General features: G+C 33.5%; 18 protein-coding genes. 6 read left to right on the forward strand and 12 right to left on the reverse strand.

Annotated features, from left to right (window positions below):
• Positions 1-100 precede the first annotated feature (100 nt).
• Positions 101-742: a protein-L-isoaspartate(D-aspartate) O-methyltransferase gene (locus E0F91_RS02260; RefSeq protein ID WP_132064932.1), complete on the forward strand. Its 642-nt coding sequence runs from the start codon at positions 101-103 to the stop codon at positions 740-742.
• A 49-nt stretch (positions 743-791) separates the two neighbouring features.
• Here E0F91_RS02260 and E0F91_RS02265 read toward each other — a convergent pair whose 3' ends face one another.
• Together E0F91_RS02265 and smpB are read right to left on the reverse strand one after the other, a co-directional pair.
• Positions 792-1,841 carry a Fic family protein gene (locus tag E0F91_RS02265; RefSeq protein WP_132064746.1) on the reverse strand — a complete coding sequence of 350 codons (1,050 nt, stop codon included), beginning with the start codon at positions 1,839-1,841 and terminating at the stop codon, positions 792-794.
• A gap of 79 nt (positions 1,842-1,920) precedes the next feature.
• Positions 1,921-2,373: an SsrA-binding protein SmpB gene (gene smpB, locus E0F91_RS02270; protein ID WP_066076948.1), complete on the reverse strand. Its 453-nt coding sequence runs from the start codon at positions 2,371-2,373 to the stop codon at positions 1,921-1,923.
• 145 nt (positions 2,374-2,518) lie between these two features.
• Here smpB and E0F91_RS02275 point away from each other — a divergent pair, with 145 nt between their 5' ends.
• Complete coding sequence (locus E0F91_RS02275; protein ID WP_132064747.1) at positions 2,519-3,202, forward strand: OmpW/AlkL family protein; 684 nt, start codon at positions 2,519-2,521, stop codon at positions 3,200-3,202.
• A gap of 89 nt (positions 3,203-3,291) precedes the next feature.
• Here the strand turns inward: E0F91_RS02275 and E0F91_RS02280 are convergent, their stop codons facing one another.
• The gene (locus E0F91_RS02280) at positions 3,292-3,777 is read right to left on the reverse strand and encodes a phosphoglycerate mutase family protein (RefSeq protein ID WP_132064748.1); all 486 of its coding nucleotides are present in this window, start codon (positions 3,775-3,777) and stop codon (positions 3,292-3,294) included.
• 48 nt (positions 3,778-3,825) lie between these two features.
• On the opposite strand from E0F91_RS02280, the gene E0F91_RS02285 reads away from it, so the two are divergent.
• On the forward strand, positions 3,826-4,062 hold the full coding sequence (locus tag E0F91_RS02285; protein WP_132064749.1) for a VF530 family protein: 237 nt from the start codon (positions 3,826-3,828) through the stop codon (positions 4,060-4,062).
• On the opposite strand, the gene E0F91_RS02290 is transcribed toward E0F91_RS02285, so the two are convergent.
• From E0F91_RS02290 to E0F91_RS02300, 3 genes are all read right to left on the reverse strand, one after another.
• Positions 4,059-4,610, reverse strand: coding sequence for a DUF3575 domain-containing protein (locus E0F91_RS02290; RefSeq protein WP_132064750.1), 552 nt, complete (start codon positions 4,608-4,610; stop codon positions 4,059-4,061). The two genes, E0F91_RS02285 and E0F91_RS02290, sit on opposite strands and share 4 nt — an antisense overlap.
• 137 nt (positions 4,611-4,747) lie before the next feature.
• Positions 4,748-5,296: a GNAT family N-acetyltransferase gene (locus E0F91_RS02295; protein ID WP_132064751.1), complete on the reverse strand. Its 549-nt coding sequence runs from the start codon at positions 5,294-5,296 to the stop codon at positions 4,748-4,750.
• Positions 5,297-5,309: 13 nt separating this feature from the next.
• Positions 5,310-6,161: an aldose 1-epimerase family protein gene (locus E0F91_RS02300; RefSeq protein ID WP_132064752.1), complete on the reverse strand. Its 852-nt coding sequence runs from the start codon at positions 6,159-6,161 to the stop codon at positions 5,310-5,312.
• Positions 6,162-6,330: 169 nt separating this feature from the next.
• Between E0F91_RS02300 and E0F91_RS02305 the strand changes: the two genes are divergently transcribed.
• Entirely contained in the window at positions 6,331-8,598 is a 2,268-nt protein-coding gene (locus E0F91_RS02305; protein WP_132064753.1) for a M1 family metallopeptidase, read from the forward strand.
• 84 nt (positions 8,599-8,682) lie between these two features.
• Here E0F91_RS02305 and E0F91_RS02310 read toward each other — a convergent pair whose 3' ends face one another.
• Together E0F91_RS02310 and E0F91_RS02315 are read right to left on the reverse strand one after the other, a co-directional pair.
• Positions 8,683-9,723 carry an agmatine deiminase family protein gene (locus E0F91_RS02310; RefSeq protein ID WP_132064754.1) on the reverse strand — a complete coding sequence of 347 codons (1,041 nt, stop codon included), beginning with the start codon at positions 9,721-9,723 and terminating at the stop codon, positions 8,683-8,685.
• Between the two features lie 2 nt (positions 9,724-9,725).
• A complete protein-coding gene (locus tag E0F91_RS02315; RefSeq protein ID WP_132064755.1) occupies positions 9,726-10,613 on the reverse strand; it encodes a carbon-nitrogen hydrolase in 888 nt (295 codons plus the stop codon).
• A gap of 206 nt (positions 10,614-10,819) precedes the next feature.
• Between E0F91_RS02315 and E0F91_RS02320 the strand changes: the two genes are divergently transcribed.
• Entirely contained in the window at positions 10,820-11,452 is a 633-nt protein-coding gene (locus E0F91_RS02320) for an SDR family oxidoreductase (protein WP_132064756.1), read from the forward strand.
• A 248-nt stretch (positions 11,453-11,700) separates the two neighbouring features.
• Here the strand turns inward: E0F91_RS02320 and E0F91_RS02325 are convergent, their stop codons facing one another.
• On the reverse strand, positions 11,701-12,633 hold the full coding sequence (locus E0F91_RS02325) for an NAD-dependent epimerase/dehydratase family protein (RefSeq protein ID WP_132064757.1): 933 nt from the start codon (positions 12,631-12,633) through the stop codon (positions 11,701-11,703).
• Between the two features lie 185 nt (positions 12,634-12,818).
• Between E0F91_RS02325 and E0F91_RS02330 the strand changes: the two genes are divergently transcribed.
• Positions 12,819-13,538, forward strand: coding sequence for a hypothetical protein (locus tag E0F91_RS02330; protein ID WP_132064758.1), 720 nt, complete (start codon positions 12,819-12,821; stop codon positions 13,536-13,538).
• 113 nt (positions 13,539-13,651) lie between these two features.
• Here the strand turns inward: E0F91_RS02330 and E0F91_RS02335 are convergent, their stop codons facing one another.
• The 3 genes from E0F91_RS02335 to blaOXA all read right to left on the reverse strand — a co-directional run bounded on the left by E0F91_RS02335 (position 13,652) and on the right by blaOXA (position 15,474).
• On the reverse strand, positions 13,652-13,996 hold the full coding sequence (locus tag E0F91_RS02335) for a DoxX family protein (RefSeq protein WP_132064759.1): 345 nt from the start codon (positions 13,994-13,996) through the stop codon (positions 13,652-13,654).
• Complete coding sequence (locus tag E0F91_RS02340) at positions 13,996-14,343, reverse strand: DoxX family protein (protein ID WP_132064760.1); 348 nt, start codon at positions 14,341-14,343, stop codon at positions 13,996-13,998. The genes E0F91_RS02335 and E0F91_RS02340 overlap by 1 nt, the downstream gene beginning before the upstream one ends.
• 309 nt (positions 14,344-14,652) lie before the next feature.
• Positions 14,653-15,474, reverse strand: coding sequence for a class D beta-lactamase (gene blaOXA / locus E0F91_RS02345; protein WP_132064761.1), 822 nt, complete (start codon positions 15,472-15,474; stop codon positions 14,653-14,655).
• Between the last annotated feature and the right edge of the window lie 600 nt (positions 15,475-16,074).

Below are 16,074 nucleotides of genomic sequence, written 5' to 3' on the forward strand. Positions count from 1 at the left end.
ATCCCAAATTCCAATGAGAAAAATAATAAATCGATTTAAAATGTGGGATTTGGTTTTTGGTATTTTTCCCTCTATTTTTGTCAAAATTAAATATCAAATTTTGAAAGATACAGCCAAACATCAAGGACTTCGGAATCAATTAGTAAACGTTTTAGAGCAAAAAGGGATTACTGATAAAAACGTTTTGGCTGCGATAAAAAAGATCCCACGTCACTTATTCCTGAATTCCAGTTTTGAGGATTATGCCTATCAAGATAAGGCCTTTCCTATTGGCGCAGGGCAAACTATTTCTCAACCTTATACTGTAGCTTTTCAATCTCAATTATTAGAAATACAAAAGGAACATAAAGTGTTAGAAATTGGAACGGGTTCTGGTTATCAGACTGCTGTACTGTGTATGATGGGAGCAAAAGTATTTAGTGTGGAAAGACAAAATGAATTGTTTAAATCCACCTCTTTATTATTTCCAAAACTGAATATCCGACCCAAACATCTTTCTTTTGGAGATGGTTATAAGGGTTTACCAAGCTATGCGCCGTTTGATAGTATAATTGTCACAGCGGGTGCTCCGTTTATTCCTCAACCCTTGATGTCACAATTAAAAATAGGAGGCAGGCTTGTTATTCCGCTAGGCGAGGAGGTACAAATTATGACTTTGCTAATCAGGAAAAACGAAACTCAATTTGAGAAACATGAATTTGGGGAGTTTCGATTTGTCCCATTATTAGAAGATAAAAACTAAAATTTCATCCCCAACCCTTTCCATGAAAAAAAGAGCTGAAGATGAGTTTTTATTGACCAATAATAAATAGATACCGTTCTAAGCTTTCTTTCTCTATTTGTGCAATGAACAACAAAAAATCCTCTTTGTTGTTTTTAGTTTGGGCTGTTTCAAGTGTTTGATAATATTGCATTCTACTTTCATAATCCCCTTTTATATTAGCAATAATGTAGCCGTTTTGTAATAAAATTAAGTTCATTACCAAGCGTGAAGTTCTACCGTTTCCATCAATAAATGGATGAATAGTAACCAAGCGTTCGTGCATTTCAGCAGCCAAAACAATTGGATGAAGACTTGATTTATTGGTTTCGTACCAAATAAAAAAATCTTCCATTTCCTTAGCTACTAAAAAAGGTTGTGGAGGCATGTGGCTGCTTCCTTGAATCATCACTTGAACTTTTCTATAACGACCCGCATCTTCAGGTTGAATTCCTCTTAAAATAAGATTATGAATAGACAATACTTCTCGTTCATTTATGGAACTGTTTCTTTGCATTAAATCTTTAATGTAGGCAATTGCTTCTTGATGATTTATTACTTCAAGATGTTCCCGCATACTTTTTCCGGAAATAGTTAGACCTTCATTGATAACCAAATCAGTTTCACGCAACGTCATGGTATTTCCTTCGATACGGTTACTTTCAAAAGTATATTCTAGCTCCAAAGCTTGTGCAATGCGGTAACTATCAAACTGACGAAACCCATCCAGTTTTATCTTGAGAATGTCTATTTCGTTTAAAATTTTTTGAAGTGTACTAGATATTTTTTTCTTTGAAGATTTACTTTGATATCTAATTTCTTGCTCTGCAACCAATAATGCTTTTAAAGCAAACTCATCCTGCCCAATTTCATAAAGAATTTTTTCTTTAAGCCAGGCGACCATGATGGTTTCTAAATCTATTTCTAGTAAAGACGCTAATTTTATAACTTGCTCTCTGGTGGGTTTGCGAGTACCACTTTCAAATTTACTCACTAAGGCTTGATCAATTCCTAAAAGTTGTGCCACTTCTCTAGTTTTGAGTCCCTTTTGTTCTCTTGCATTTTTGAGTAGTGTTTTCATTTTAAAAATGTTTTAAATTGTCTTGACAAATTTAGTCATTTTTTAAAGTTAAAGATATTTTTTTCAATTTTATTTTAATTTAAAACGATTTTTTTATTCTGTCAAGGTCGCGTTTGGTGTCTTGTTCTTTAAGAGATTCCCGTTTGTCATAAGTTTTCTTTCCTTTGCATAGGCCAATTTGTAGTTTAGCCATTCCTTTTTCATTGGTGAACAATTTCAAAGGGACTATTGTTAATCCTTTGGCTTGCACGCTCTTTAATAAACCTTTTAATTCTTTCTTATTCAAAAGTAATTTACGCTCGCTTCTAGCTTTGTGGTTGAATTGATTCCCAAAGGTATATTCTTCAATATACGTATTGATTGCAAAAAGTTCGTTATTGCTAAATTCGCAAAAGCTCTCTGTGATATTCGCTTTACCTAATCGAATGGATTTGATTTCGGTGCCAGCCAAAACGATTCCTGCAGTAAAGGTTTCGATTATTTCGTAGTCGAATTTCGCTCTTTTATTGAATATATTTATTGTTTTTAACATAGGTTGCAAAGGTATACTAAAATTGAAAATTTATGAAGTATTACGTGCTAAAATAAGTATAAATATTCTTCAAACTATGATTTATATCAGTAAAAAACGAAATTCTCCATCATACATTTGATTAACAATTTAAACCAAAGTTAAAATGAAAAAAATTATCTTAGCCTTTATGGCAGTGTCCTTTTTGACATTAAATGCTCAAACAAACGAAGAAAACAAAACGCCAGATTTCAAAAAGTGGCAGGCCCGCATCAGAGGAATTGCTGTGATCCCATACGAGAGTGCCAAAATTGGTGTTATTGGAGGTGATGTTGCAATTTCAAATACATTTGTTCCTGAATTAGACTTTACATATTTTTTTACTAAACATTTTGCAACGGAGTTAATTTTAGCAACGACTAAGCATGAGGTTCATACCGTTGGTTCTGATATTTCAGCCATTGGTGGACCCAATAATGCCAATATAGATTTAGGAAGCGTTTGGTTATTGCCACCAACTTTAACGGCGCAGTATCACTTTTATCCCTTGGCTGAAAAGGTATTTAAACCTTATGTGGGAGCTGGGGTCAATTACACTATTTTCTATAATGTAGAAGATGGAAATACAGTTAAAAAAGTAAGCTATAAAAATAATTTCGGCTATGCTTTCCAAGTAGGTTTTGATTTGATGCTAAACGATACCTTTTTTATTAATGCCGATGTTAAAAAATTATTTTTAAAAACAGATGTTACCGTTGATGCGTCTAATTTAGCAACTGGACTAGCGATGCCTGCTGCTGTAACAATTAATCCACTAATCATGGGAATGGGTATTGGAATGAAGTTCTAAGATTTTATTCCGAATTTTATTAAAGCAAAAAAAGTCACTATTATTTGATAGTGACTTTTTAGCAATTTTGTTTTATTCTTCAAGTTAACTTATTCTAATTTCAATAATTGGTGACTTATATCATCTCCTATTAGTGTCACAAGATAAAGATTCCCAAAAGTTGAATCGCCAATGTCTTCGTATGTTTTTTGATTGATAATTTGATTAACAAAATTTGGTATGGTGTTACTATGTCCAACGATCAAAACTTTTTTTCCTACCGTTTCTTTTTTGAAGGATTCAATTGCAATGTTTTTAGGATCATAAATTGTAATAATACGCTTTTTAGCTGTAGCAGTTGGACTAGCCGTTTGAACGGTTCTTTTAAAATCAGTAGCATACACTAGATCAAAATCTACTTCTGCAAATATTTTGTTCCAATGATTTGCTCTTTCCATACCTTTCAATGATAAATCTGGATTTTTTGAACTATCTACTTTTTCAGCATGTCGTATAAAATAGTAGGTTGTTGTTATTTTTTGTCCAAAACTGATGTTTAAAAATAAAAATGTAATAAGTAAGAAAATTTTTTTCATTAGAATAAAATTAAAAATTAGTAATTGCTGTTTTTATATATTTGCAAAATGGAAAACTTAAAATCAAAAGATCCGCTTCACGGAATTACACTTCAAAAAATAGTAGAACAATTAGTTGAACACTATGGATTTGATACCCTGGGAGAACTCATAAAAGTAAAGTGTTTTACGGATAATCCAAGTGTCAAATCTAGTTTAAATTTTCTGCGAAAAACGGCCTGGGCTAGAAAACAAGTAGAAGAGTTGTACGTTCACACCTTGCCTAAATTTCAAAATAAAGTCTAGTTTAATTTGTATGAAATCATGACTCCACCTCGATAAGGCAGCCACTCACCACTTTTATTGTATTTTAAGGAACCATCTACTCGTTCGTTTGTACTAATAAGGTACCCTTTATAAAATCCTTGATGGTTTCCACCTCCGATAAAAAAATCTAATAGTAAACGCTCCTTAATCTTTTTTTGATATCCTACAGTAATTCCAGCTAGGTAACCAACCCCTTTTTCATAGTTGTCTGTATTGAAATAATTCCATTTTTGAAAATTATACAGGGTTCCTCCAACATGTGCTCCAACATAAAAGCCATTATATTTTTCTCTGAAATGGTAGCGGTATTCAGGTATAAAAATATAAAATTGTGCAGGGTTACCATTTATTGATTTCCAAAAAGAGGCTGTTATGTCAAATTGAAAAGTTGATTTTTTTCCAATACTAGTCTCAATACCAACATTTGGTATTGTCAACAGAGTTGTTACAGCATTTACTTTTACATAAGTTTGACTTTGGGATAATACACAGAAAAAGAGAAAACAAACAAAAAATAATTTTTTCATGAAGAGAATTTTATAGCACCTAAAACTAATTAAACATAGGTTCTAAGAGAAACAAAGGTAAATATTAATTTGTATAAGATATTTTTTGTTGAAATTAATTTAATACGACTCCTTATTAATTGAGTCAAATTAGGATGCTACTTTTTTAGGATAGAATAAACCACACTATCCCAAAAACGGCCATCATAATATTCATTTTCTTTAAAATGAGCTTCTTCAACAAACCCATTTTTTTCTAAAACCTTTGCTGAGCTTTGATTATCAGGGTCAATAACAGCTTCGATAGAATGCAATTTCATCACTTGAAAGCCATAACGTAACGCTTCTTTTACCGCTTCAGAAATGATTCCTTTTCCATGATAATCGGGAAGTAGCATATAGCCAATTTCGGCACGAAAATGTTCCGGTTTTATTCTGTAATGACCAATTATTCCAATCAATTTTGGATTATCTTTTAACGTAATCGCCCAATTGATTCCTTCATTAGTGTCTATTTTTGTATCAATCATTGCAATATGTTCTAAGGCATCTTCATCGGTTTTTAATAAAGGTCTTGGAATATATTTCATCGTTTCCGGATTAGATCGTAATGCGAAAATTTCCTTTACATCAGCAGGAACGACTCTTCTTAGAAGCAAACGTTCGGTTTCTAAATTTGGAAATGGAGTAAAAGTAATAGTTAACATATTTATTATTTAATTAAAGTAATTCAATGCTATACTTTGATTGGAATTCGCCGTTTGATTCTAAAATTTGAATGCCTTCTTTTTCAAATAAGTCTCCGGTACTTTCGGTAGTGTCAGAATAGCCAAACCACGGTTCGATACAAATGAAAGGTGCATTCATCTTAGTCCAAATTCCTAAACTCGGAAAACCTTCAAAATGTACTTTCAATACCGGATTTTTATTTTCTGAAATTGTTAATGATTTGGAATGTAGTGTTTTGAAAATCAAAGCATCATTTTTAAATAAATCATAAGTTAGTGGAATTTTTTTATCATCAACTTTTAGTCTTTCTGTTTTATTTGAAACCAAGTCATTTTCTAAAATAGAATACTCCAAATCTTCTTCTTTTTCGAAAGCAATCGCATAATTTTCAAATTCATTTGGTAAGGCAAAAGCGGGATGCGCTCCAATAGCAAATGGCATTTTAGATTTTCCCTTGTTACGCACATGGTATGCAATAGCTAAGTTGTTTTCATCTAAAGTGTAACTGATTTGCAATTCAAATTCAAAAGGATAGACTTTTAAGGTATCAGCAGAAGATTGTAGAGTGAAAGTAGCACTGTTCTCGGTCGAATGGATTAATTGGAATCCCATATCTCTTGCGAATCCGTGTCGAGATAAGGAATAATTTGTTCCTTCGTATTGAAAAGAATTGTTTTTTAAAGTCCCTACGATCGGAAATAAAAGAGGAGCATGTTTGCCCCAAAATTCCGGGTTTCCTTCCCAAATATATTCTTTATTCTGATTCGTTTTTAACGAAATTAATTCAGCACCAAAGTGTTTAATTGTAGCAGAAAGAGTTGCGTTTTTAATTGTAGTTGTCAAAATTAGGTTTCAGTTTAATTTAAAAATCATTTGTGCTGTAAATATATTTTATAATTTTTAATTCTGATCGGCTTAATCCATGATTTTATATCTCAAAGTAGAATGAATTTAGTTTAATAGTTTAAAATCCTCTTTTTTTTCATTAATTTGTGATATAAATCATAAGAAAATGAAAAATATTCGCTTTGGAGTCTTATTGCATTTGACTCTACTAATGGGAGTTACGTCTATTTGGGCACAACAAACTCCAACCAATGCATCTAGTAATGCAGTTTCAAAATACGATTATCATGATGCTTTTGCACCATTTTTTTACTCAAAAAATGGAACAAGTACACGTTCTGCAAGTGGTCAGCCCGGTGCTGAATATTGGCAAAATAGTGCTGATTATAAATTAACGGCTAAGTTGGATGAAAAAAACAACGAGATTACCGGAACGGGAATCATTACGTATACAAATAATAGCCCGGATAAAATGGCTTTTGTTTGGATGAACTTAGACCAAAATTTATTCAAAGCAGAATCCCGCGGAAGTGCGATAGTTCCTTTGATTGGAAGTCGAAATGGGGCTCAAGGCCAAATTTTTGAAGGTGGACACAACATCAAATCGGTAAAAGTAATTACAACTGTAAAAGGAGTCGCTACAGAAACCACTGCAAAATACATAATTACAGATACTAGAATGCAGGTTTTTCTTCCGCAGGGATTGAATGCTAAAGGCGGTTCCGTTAAAATTAAAATTGACTTTTCATTTATAGCACCTTTTGAAGGTTCTGATCGTATGGGAGTTTTAGAAACTAAAAACGGAAAAATATTTACTATAGCACAATGGTACCCTCGCATGTGTGTCTATGATGATGTAAGAGGCTGGAATACAAATCCGTATTTAGGAGCTTCAGAGTTTTACTTGGAATACGGTGATTTTGATGTCAGTATTACTGCGCCATCCAATCATATTGTGGTTGCTTCTGGAGAATTATTAAATCCTACAGCTGTATATTCTAGTGTAGAACAAAGTAGATTGGCTCAAGCCAAACAAAGTGATAAAACAGTTTTTATACGTACCGCTGAAGAAGTTGCAATTTTATCTAAAACAGCTGTTACAACTACTAAAACGTGGAATTATAAAATTAAAAATTCACGTGATTTTTCTTGGTCTTCTTCTACTGCATTTATTTTAGATGCTGCAAAAATTAATTTACCAAGTGGAAAAAAATCATTAGCTATTTCCGTTTATCCGGTTGAAAGTGCTGGAAATGACGCGTGGGGACGTTCCACAGAATATACTAAAGCATCGATTGAAAACTATTCTAAAAGATGGTTAGAATATCCGTATCCAGCAGCTACAAATGTGGCTGGAAACGAGGGTGGAATGGAATATCCTGGTATTGTTTTTTGCAGCTGGGAGTCTAAAGGAGCTGATTTATGGGGTGTTACGGATCATGAGTTTGGCCACATTTGGTTTCCTATGATTGTGGGTTCTAACGAAAGATTGTTTGCCTGGATGGACGAAGGTTTTAATACTTTTATAAATTCATTGAGTTCTGTTGATTTTAATAACGGTGAATATAAGGAGGAAAAAGCGGATATGCATCAAAGAGCAGAAGTATACACTAGTCCAAATCTTGAGACTATTATGAGTTCTCCAGATAACATGAAGGAGCGTAATATTGGTCTTTTAGCGTATTCAAAACCAAGTTCAGGATTAGTGATCTTGCGTGAACAAGTTCTTGGACCGGAACGTTTTGATTTGGCTTTAAAAACGTATATTGAGCGTTGGGCTTACAAACATCCGCAACCGGACGATTTCTTTAGAACAATTGAGAACGTTGCGGGAGAAGATTTAAGTTGGTTTTGGAGAGGTTGGTTCCAGTACAACTGGCGCTTAGATCAAGGAATAAATTCAATCAAATATGTAAAAAACGATCCTAAACAAGGAGTTGTAATTTCGATTGAAAACTTCGAAAAAATGGCTATGCCGGTAAGTTTAGACATAAAAACAAAAAGCGGAAAAGTATCTCGCGTGACTTTGCCCGTTGAAGTGTGGCAAAAAAACAAAGCGTGGTCTTTCAAACACAATTCTACAGAGGAAATTGAAAGCATCACACTAGATCCGGATCATGTTTTACCGGATAGCAATTCAGCAAACAATACTTGGACAGCAGACAAAGGTTTAGTTGAAAAAGATGTGATTTTAGATGGTTATTTAGGAACGTTTTCAACTAAAATGGCACCGTTAAAAATTACTTTTTCAGAGAAAAATGGTGCGTTAAATGTTTTGATAACCAATTATCCAGGTTTTTCAGTGGAACCAATTGGGAAAAACACATTTGAATCGAAACAAGCAGGACTTAAATTTGAATTTAATGACAATCTAAATGGATTTGACATGACAGTTCCTGAAGGACAAAAAATACCATTTACCAGAGACAAATAGTATTTAGATAATATAAAAAGCAAAAGACTTGTAGCAATTAATGTTACAAGTCTTTTTTATGTTCTCTATTTTTTAAATTTAATATTATTTTGGAATTTGCTGACTTAGACAATGTAAGGTTCCAAAACCCCAAATGAAATCAGTACAACTAATTCCGATGATTTCTCGATCTGGAAAACATTCTGCAAGTATGTTTAACGCTTTTCGGTCATTACTGTCGTTAAAAGTAGGAACTAAAACACAATTGTTCAAAATCAGGAAATTAGCATAACTCGCAGGCAAACGTAATCCGCCAAACTCCAAACGTTTTGGCATTGGTAAAGCTACAATTATAGGCGATTTACCATTTTCTAATTTGGCGTTTTGCAAGCGTTTTAAATTGTCTTGTAATGGTTTGTAATTATTATCCGCTGGGTCTGTTTCTACAATAGTTACAATCGTATCTTCATTTACAAATCGGCATAAATCATCAATATGTCCGTGCGTATCGTCCCCTTCAATTCCGTCGCCTAACCAAATCACATTGGTAATTCCAAGGTATTCCTTGAAAACGGCTTCGTAATCGGATTTAGAGAAATTTGGATTCCGAACCTGAATATCAGGATGCATCAAACATTCTTCTGAAGTCAATAAAGTACCACGTCCATTGCTATCAATCGCACCACCTTCAACAATTACCGGTTTTCCTTTGTACATGACTTGAGTAACAGGAATATTTAAAAATTCGCCCACTTTTGCAGGAACAAACTTGTCTAATTGAATGTTTTTATATTTTGCCCAACCATTAAAATTAAAGTTCAAAGCTTCTCTTTCGGTTCCGCTTTTAACGATAATCGGACCCGAATCACGCATCCAACTTCTATTGGTTTTGTGAATAATGTACGAAATGTTTGTCAGCGCAACATGAGCTGTTTCCAGCATGATATGGACTTTTTCTTTTTGGTTTTCATCGGCAACTACTAAAAATACTTGCTCGAAAGTCGCTACCTTTTTAATGAATTCTACAAAAGCCCATTGAACCGCTTCATATTTTCCCGGCCAGTCTTTTCCGTTGTGTGGAAAACAAAGTAAAATTCCTTGTTGCTTTTCCCATTCTGCAGGGAATCTTCTATTAGTTGTTGTCATAATTAGTCGATCGCTCTTTTAGTAATATCACCAAAAGCGTCTATTCTTCTATCTCTAAAGAAAGGCCAGTTTTGACGCACATTTTCTTGTAAGTCTAAATCAACTTCGGCAATTAGGATTTCTTCTTTATCGTGTGAGGCTTGCGCCAAAATTTCGCCTTGTGGTCCTGCAATAAACGAAGATCCCCAAAACTGAATTCCCGCCGTATCAGGCAAGTATTGCTCTAAACCAATTCTATTTGCTGCAGCAACATACACACCATTTGCAACTGCGTGACCTTTCATCACACTCATCCAAGCACCATGTTGGTTTTCACCGTATTGCTCTTTTTCTTGTGGATGCCATCCAATTGCTGTTGGGTAAAACAACACTTCAGCACCTTGTAAAGCAGTCAAACGTGCTGCTTCCGGATACCATTGATCCCAGCAAATCAAGGTTCCTACTTTTCCTTTCTTGGTTGGAATCGTTTTGAACCCTAAATCACCCGGCGTAAAATAGAATTTTTCATAAAAATGAGGATCGTCCGGAATGTGCATTTTGCGATACAAACCTGCTTCTGAACCGTCTGTGTCAATGATGTAGGCGCTATTGTGATAAATACCAGCCATTCTTTTTTCGAAGAAAGGAACAATAATCACCACGCCTAACTCTTTTGCCAAAGCGCTAAAAGCAATAAACGAAGTACTGTACAATGGTTCTGCCAAAGCAAAATTATCTACATCTTCACTTTGACAAAAATAATGACTGCTGTACAATTCAGGTAAGGAGATTACTTCAGCACCTTGACTCGCAGCATCACGAACCCAACTAACACACTTTTTTAAGTTATTTTCGGCAACATCGTTAAGGTTCAATTGAATAACTGCAATCTTATATTTTTTATTTGGCATACTCTGATTTTTAGACTGCAAAAATAGTGAATTTTATAAAGAGTAGAAAATGGTAAAATTGAAAATGAATTGAAAAATAAGTAGTTGTTATTTTACGATGCTAATTTCAAGTTTTACCTTTCTAAAAAGGATGTTAATAAGTACTAATCTAAAGTTAAACAGTAAATTAGTTTAGGGTAAACTGCATGGTTTGCTTACTTTTAGGTATGGAAAATATATTAGTAGCAGGTGCAAATGGCACCACAGGAAAAAAAATAGTGGCTATTTTAAATGAATCCAACAATTTTCACCCCATAGCCATGGTCAGAAAAGAAGAGCAACAAGCTTATTTTAAAGCTCAAAACATTGAAACTGTTTTGGGTGACTTAGAAGGTGATCTTTCTTCTGTTTTTAATCGACCGATTGATAAAGTAGTTTTCGCTGCTGGCTCTGGTGGGAAAAATGTTCTTGGAGTAGATCAAGAAGGAGCAAAAAAACTAATTGATGCCTCCAAAAAAGCAAACATTAAGAAGTTTGTAATGTTGAGTTCGATGGGAGCTGACAAACCGGAGGAAGCGACTCAATTGCAAGAATATTTAAAAGCAAAGCACAACGCCGATGAATATTTAAAAACAAGTGGTTTAGATTTTAGTATTGTCAGACCTGGTTCTCTAACTAATGAAGCTGCTTTAACTACCATTGAGCTGGAAGGAAAGTTAAATAAACAGGGCGAAATTAGTCGGGAAGATGTGGCGCAAACTTTGGTACAAACATTAGATGATACAGTAGCTAGCAAGGCTACTTTTGAAATTATTAAAGGAGAAACTATGATAGGCAAAGCACTTGAGAAAGTGAGTTAGATTATCGAATCTTGATTAAATATTTATACCATTATAATGACAAGTGGTCATTCAATTAGGAAAAGTATTTAATGTCTAAAGGCTGCTTTGTCAGCTTATTTTTTATTCCTACCTTTTTCTTCTTTTTTAGTAGAGGTCTTGGATTTAGAGAAATGCTGAATCAATAATAATTAGTGTATCAAATGGTTATGACAAATTTACTTAAAAGAGAAGGAGACTAAATTTAAGAAATCAAATGAGAAAAAGTGCTACTTTATCTTATAGTCGTTGATGATTATTTTAATTCCTTCCGCGTAAGTGGTTACTTTAAAATCGGGAAATGTAGTTTTAAATTTTGAAGACTCAAAGATGTTATCAATCGCATAACGAGGCAGTAATTCCTGTGTTTCTTTAAGGTTTTTGTCAAAGAAGGAACCAATTTTTAAGACGAGCCAAGGCAACACTTTGTATTTTACTTGTCGTCCTAATTGATGTTCTATTTCGGCGATAAATTGCTTATAGGTTAACCTATTGTCGTCGCAGGGCAAGTGCCAGGTTTCCCCGTAAGCAGCAGCCGTATTACCAATTAGGGCCATGGCTTTACTAGCATCTGGAGTAAAGATTAGAGTTCGTAAGACATTATCTTTTAAGAATACTTTGGGCTCTTTGCCTTTTTTTAGATTTTCGAAAATTAAACTGTTGGTCAGTCCTCTGGTTATACCGGGACCATAGAACTCCGGAGCTCTGCAAATTACGGCTTCAATTTCCTTGTTTGCAATAGCTTTTAAAAGCAGTTCAGCTGCTAGTTTCTTTCCCTTTCCTTTTTCTCCATTTGAGGTTAAAGGAGTATTTTCCGTTTGGATTTTACTGTCTTGCGGATAGGCATAGGTGTTGTCAAAATAGACAAGTTTGCAATGATTCTTTCTACAGGCGTTGATTACATTTTGCATTACAATAACCCAATCTCGAAGCCAAATTTGGGAATCGTACGGCAGCCCTACGGTCAGGTATGCTATTTCAGTATTTTCTAGTGCTTTTACAACACTTTCTGAATCCATTAGGTCTGCCCTAAAAAGTTCATCGTTTGGATCTACTTTTTGGGGATTGCGACCCACTAGTTTAATGTGAGGCGTATAATTTTTCCGCAGCTCACGGGCCAATCCTTCTCCTATTATCCCGTTTGCTCCTAATATGGTTTGCATTATATATTTATTTCTTGTGTCTTGTTTGCATGCTAAGATAAGAATAATAGTTAGGGAATATTTCAAAAAAAGCAGCAGCAATAACTACATATAATGAAGTGATAAGTTTAAATAATGGGAATTCAATTCAAAAGAGGAATAAAAGTGACTATTTTTGTTACTTAGAATCATTTAAATACAGGATTATGAAAACTATTTATAAAGCAGCTGTACTTATTATTACAGTCCTTTTTAGCAGTACTGCCGTATTTGCTCAGACAAAGGATGAAAAAGCAAATTTAATTGTGCAAGAAATGCTTACGGCTATGGGCGGTATCAAAAACTACAATGCGACCCATTTCATTCAATGGGATTTTGTGAACAGAAAAATATTTTGGGACAAATGGACGGGAGATGTTCGCATTGAGAACCCAGCAGCAAAGCAAGTGGTTTTAGTAAACATAAATACTTTAAAAGGCAAGGCCTATGAGAACGGCCTACTAGTGAATGACGATACCAAAACCCAAGAGCTACTAGTAAAAGCTAAAAACTGGTGGATCAATGATTCGTATTGGTTGGTGATGCCTTGGAAATTACAAGATCCAGGAGTACAACTAAAATATATAAAAACTGACCAATTACCAGATGGTAAAACGGTAGATATTTTGCAACTTACCTTTAATGCAGTTGGTGTAACCCCTGAAAATAAATACTGGCTGTATGTAGATAAAAAAGAGCATTTAATTACGCAATGGGCCTACTATAAAAACTTTAATGATACCGAACCAAAGTTTTTAAAACCTTGGAATAATTATCAAAAAGCGGGTACTATTTTACTTTCTTTTGACAGACCTAATGAAGATGTAGGACCAAAAAATGTGATTGTTAAATCAAATTTTGATGCCTCTATTTTTACGGAACTATAAAAAAGACCTTTTGTAATTAATTTTGCAAATACAAAAAAACCAGTCTATATCAGGCTGGTTTTTTTGTATTATTGATTATTGTTGTTCTTATCCAACTACTACGTACCTTAATTCTAGAATATTTTTAGTGTTTCAATAAAGATATATAAGTTTAGCCCAAAATAAAATAAAGCAGGAGATGACGCCCACAAACCGTCTTTAATTTTTAGTCTTACAATTACTCCCAAAAACATCAATAAAGCTAAACCTCCGGCAGAGAGCAGTAAAATAGAGTCGTATAGTAAGCCAATTAGTAAACCTAAAGCTCCCACAATCTCTAAAACTGCAGTAAGCGTTCCAAATTTACTCAATCCAAAGCGGACAAATTCACTTTTCATTTTTGGATTTGTAAAATAAGCGATTCCATAGACTAAGAAAGAGAGACTCGAAAAAAGAATTAAAACTTCTAGTAAACGCATTAGGCAATTAAATTAAGGGTTACGGCAGCAATATACAGACTTAGTAGCATCAGAAAAAATGATGGCATTCGCTTTTGCCAAGGATTATTCACTTTAAAGTGAAAATATTGTGCGCTCAACATCAAGAGAGCCATCAAAAGTGCTGGAATTAGCACGAGCGAAGGATACCAGATACCAGTTATAAGTAATGTTGCCAGTGCTATTTTCGTCGCTCCAACAAGTGTTCGTATCAAATCACTTAGTCCATATTGCTTAAATTCTTTTACAATATTATCAAAGCGGAATACCCATACAATAATAACAGAAATAGCAACAATGAGTTGTGCAATCACGGATAAATTTATCATTTTAGTTTTTTTTAATTTTCTTACTCTTTTGGCTTTTCAGTTACTGCCCCGTTATTTTATAGTGAGTTCTGGTCTTCACTTATATACTGCCTGTTTAATTCGGTTTCAAAATTAATTTATAATTTTATGTTGGTTGTAAACCATTGTAACGGCTATAAAATTAGGATAAATTAGTACTGGAATTCGATCATTTTGAGATGGTTTATTTAAGGGTATCGCTAATTTTAGTTAAACGAAAAACAGGATTCGGAAAGGTAATGTTTCTGAGTCACAACTTAAACCAAAACGACGGCTGCCTATTCATCTATGCTATTTAATTAGTTTTAATTTTTTTAATGCTTCTTTGGTCGAATTTAAGCGAATAATTGGAAATTCTTCCATGTCTGTTTCTTGCTTTTCCACATTTGTTGCGAAAAAATAAACAGAATTACTCGTTTCTAAATACCCAACTAACCAGCCATTATTCATTCCATTACTCATTCCCCAGCCCGTTTTTCCGCTTAAAATATAATTTTCTGTTTTCTCAAGCTGCATTATGTCTCTCATTATATTTTCGGTTCTTTTTGAAATCGGTAATTGTGAGAAATATAATCTTTCTAAAAAGTCAATTTGTTGCATCTGAGAAAATATCGATTTTCCTTCTAGCCAAAAATTATCAATTGTTAAAGTATCGAAAATCATTCCATCATAACTTAATTTTTTCAAGTACGATTTCATTCTTTTTACACCTATCTTTCTTGCGATTTCTTGATAGCAGGGAACGCAAGAAACTTGAAATGCTTTTTTGAAAGTCAAATCTTCTTCCCATTTTTTAAATCTACGCTTATCTCCGTTCCATTTAAAAATTGTAGAATCGTTTTTAATTATTCCAGACTCTAAAGCAATAATTGAATTTGGAATTTTGAACGTTGATGCTGGAATTACTCCTGTTTTTGACCATTCAAAGTCGTTAGAATAATATGTTTTATTTTTTACATCATAAATTAAAATGGAACCTTTTACTTTTAAACTATCTAAAATATTTCCAAATTCGGACTTTACGATTTCTTTTGGTTTTAAATTTTTAGTTTGGCAATTTCCATAAAAATTCACAAATAATATAAGATTAAAAAGGACGAATAGCTTTCTCATTTTAATTTATTTTCCTTTAGCTTGTCTGCTATTCTAAGATAACAGACAACTTATTTACAGCTCTAAAGTATCAGACTTATCTGCCTTATTATGTTTGTAATAGTCGACTCAATTTCAGACTAAATTCTTTAACGAATATATAAATAATTCTTTACAAATCATTAAATGAATTTTAATTTAATGAAGAGTTTTGGTATACTTTGTAGTTTGAATTTGTTGTTTTAAATCTGTTCTTTTTTTAATATTCTATTTAGCTAGGAGGTGGTGTTCTCACTTAAATGTGAGGCGTAATTGAAATGGGCAACAGAGCGTTAATCTGGTTTGGTTTTAAAATACGGATGCAATTGTTCCTTGTTAGATGTGCATGCTCTAAGTCGGAGGATGGGTAATTGTTCTAATGAAAATTTGATGGTATTGATAGACCTGATAGTAACGGCATCCTTTATGTCCTTTCTTTAAGGACATAAAGATAGAGTGAATAGCAGGAGCGGTATTGTTCTGCAAAATTAGCCTTCTGCTTCAAAAACACAGAGCAATATTATCTATAATTAATTGGCTGTAAATATTTAATTTATAGTGAGTTTTAATGGGTTTATTGTA

It is taken from the genome of Flavobacterium sandaracinum (assembly GCF_004349135.1).
Taxonomy (GTDB): Bacteria; Bacteroidota; Bacteroidia; order Flavobacteriales; family Flavobacteriaceae; genus Flavobacterium; species Flavobacterium sandaracinum.

Excerpts from the sequence above, each read along its gene's own strand:
- E0F91_RS02280 (WP_132064748.1), bottom strand. The coding sequence starts at position 3,777 with ATGAAAAAAATTTTCTTACTTATTACATTTTTATTTTTAAACATCAGT.
- smpB (WP_066076948.1), bottom strand. The coding sequence starts at position 2,373 with ATGTTAAAAACAATAAATATATTCAATAAAAGAGCGAAATTCGACTAC.
- E0F91_RS02310 (WP_132064754.1), bottom strand. The coding sequence starts at position 9,723 with ATGACAACAACTAATAGAAGATTCCCTGCAGAATGGGAAAAGCAACAA.
- E0F91_RS02305 (WP_132064753.1), top strand. The coding sequence starts at position 6,331 with ATGAAAAATATTCGCTTTGGAGTCTTATTGCATTTGACTCTACTAATG.
- E0F91_RS02265 (WP_132064746.1), bottom strand. The coding sequence starts at position 1,841 with ATGAAAACACTACTCAAAAATGCAAGAGAACAAAAGGGACTCAAAACT.
- E0F91_RS02325 (WP_132064757.1), bottom strand. The coding sequence starts at position 12,633 with ATGCAAACCATATTAGGAGCAAACGGGATAATAGGAGAAGGATTGGCC.
- E0F91_RS02290 (WP_132064750.1), bottom strand. The coding sequence starts at position 4,610 with ATGAAAAAATTATTTTTTGTTTGTTTTCTCTTTTTCTGTGTATTATCC.
- E0F91_RS02295 (WP_132064751.1), bottom strand. The coding sequence starts at position 5,296 with ATGTTAACTATTACTTTTACTCCATTTCCAAATTTAGAAACCGAACGT.
- E0F91_RS02335 (WP_132064759.1), bottom strand. The coding sequence starts at position 13,996 with ATGCGTTTACTAGAAGTTTTAATTCTTTTTTCGAGTCTCTCTTTCTTA.
- E0F91_RS02330 (WP_132064758.1), top strand. The coding sequence starts at position 12,819 with ATGAAAACTATTTATAAAGCAGCTGTACTTATTATTACAGTCCTTTTT.
- E0F91_RS02275 (WP_132064747.1), top strand. The coding sequence starts at position 2,519 with ATGAAAAAAATTATCTTAGCCTTTATGGCAGTGTCCTTTTTGACATTA.
- E0F91_RS02285 (WP_132064749.1), top strand. The coding sequence starts at position 3,826 with ATGGAAAACTTAAAATCAAAAGATCCGCTTCACGGAATTACACTTCAA.
- E0F91_RS02340 (WP_132064760.1), bottom strand. The coding sequence starts at position 14,343 with ATGATAAATTTATCCGTGATTGCACAACTCATTGTTGCTATTTCTGTT.
- E0F91_RS02315 (WP_132064755.1), bottom strand. The coding sequence starts at position 10,613 with ATGCCAAATAAAAAATATAAGATTGCAGTTATTCAATTGAACCTTAAC.
- E0F91_RS02320 (WP_132064756.1), top strand. The coding sequence starts at position 10,820 with ATGGAAAATATATTAGTAGCAGGTGCAAATGGCACCACAGGAAAAAAA.
- blaOXA (WP_132064761.1), bottom strand. The coding sequence starts at position 15,474 with ATGAGAAAGCTATTCGTCCTTTTTAATCTTATATTATTTGTGAATTTT.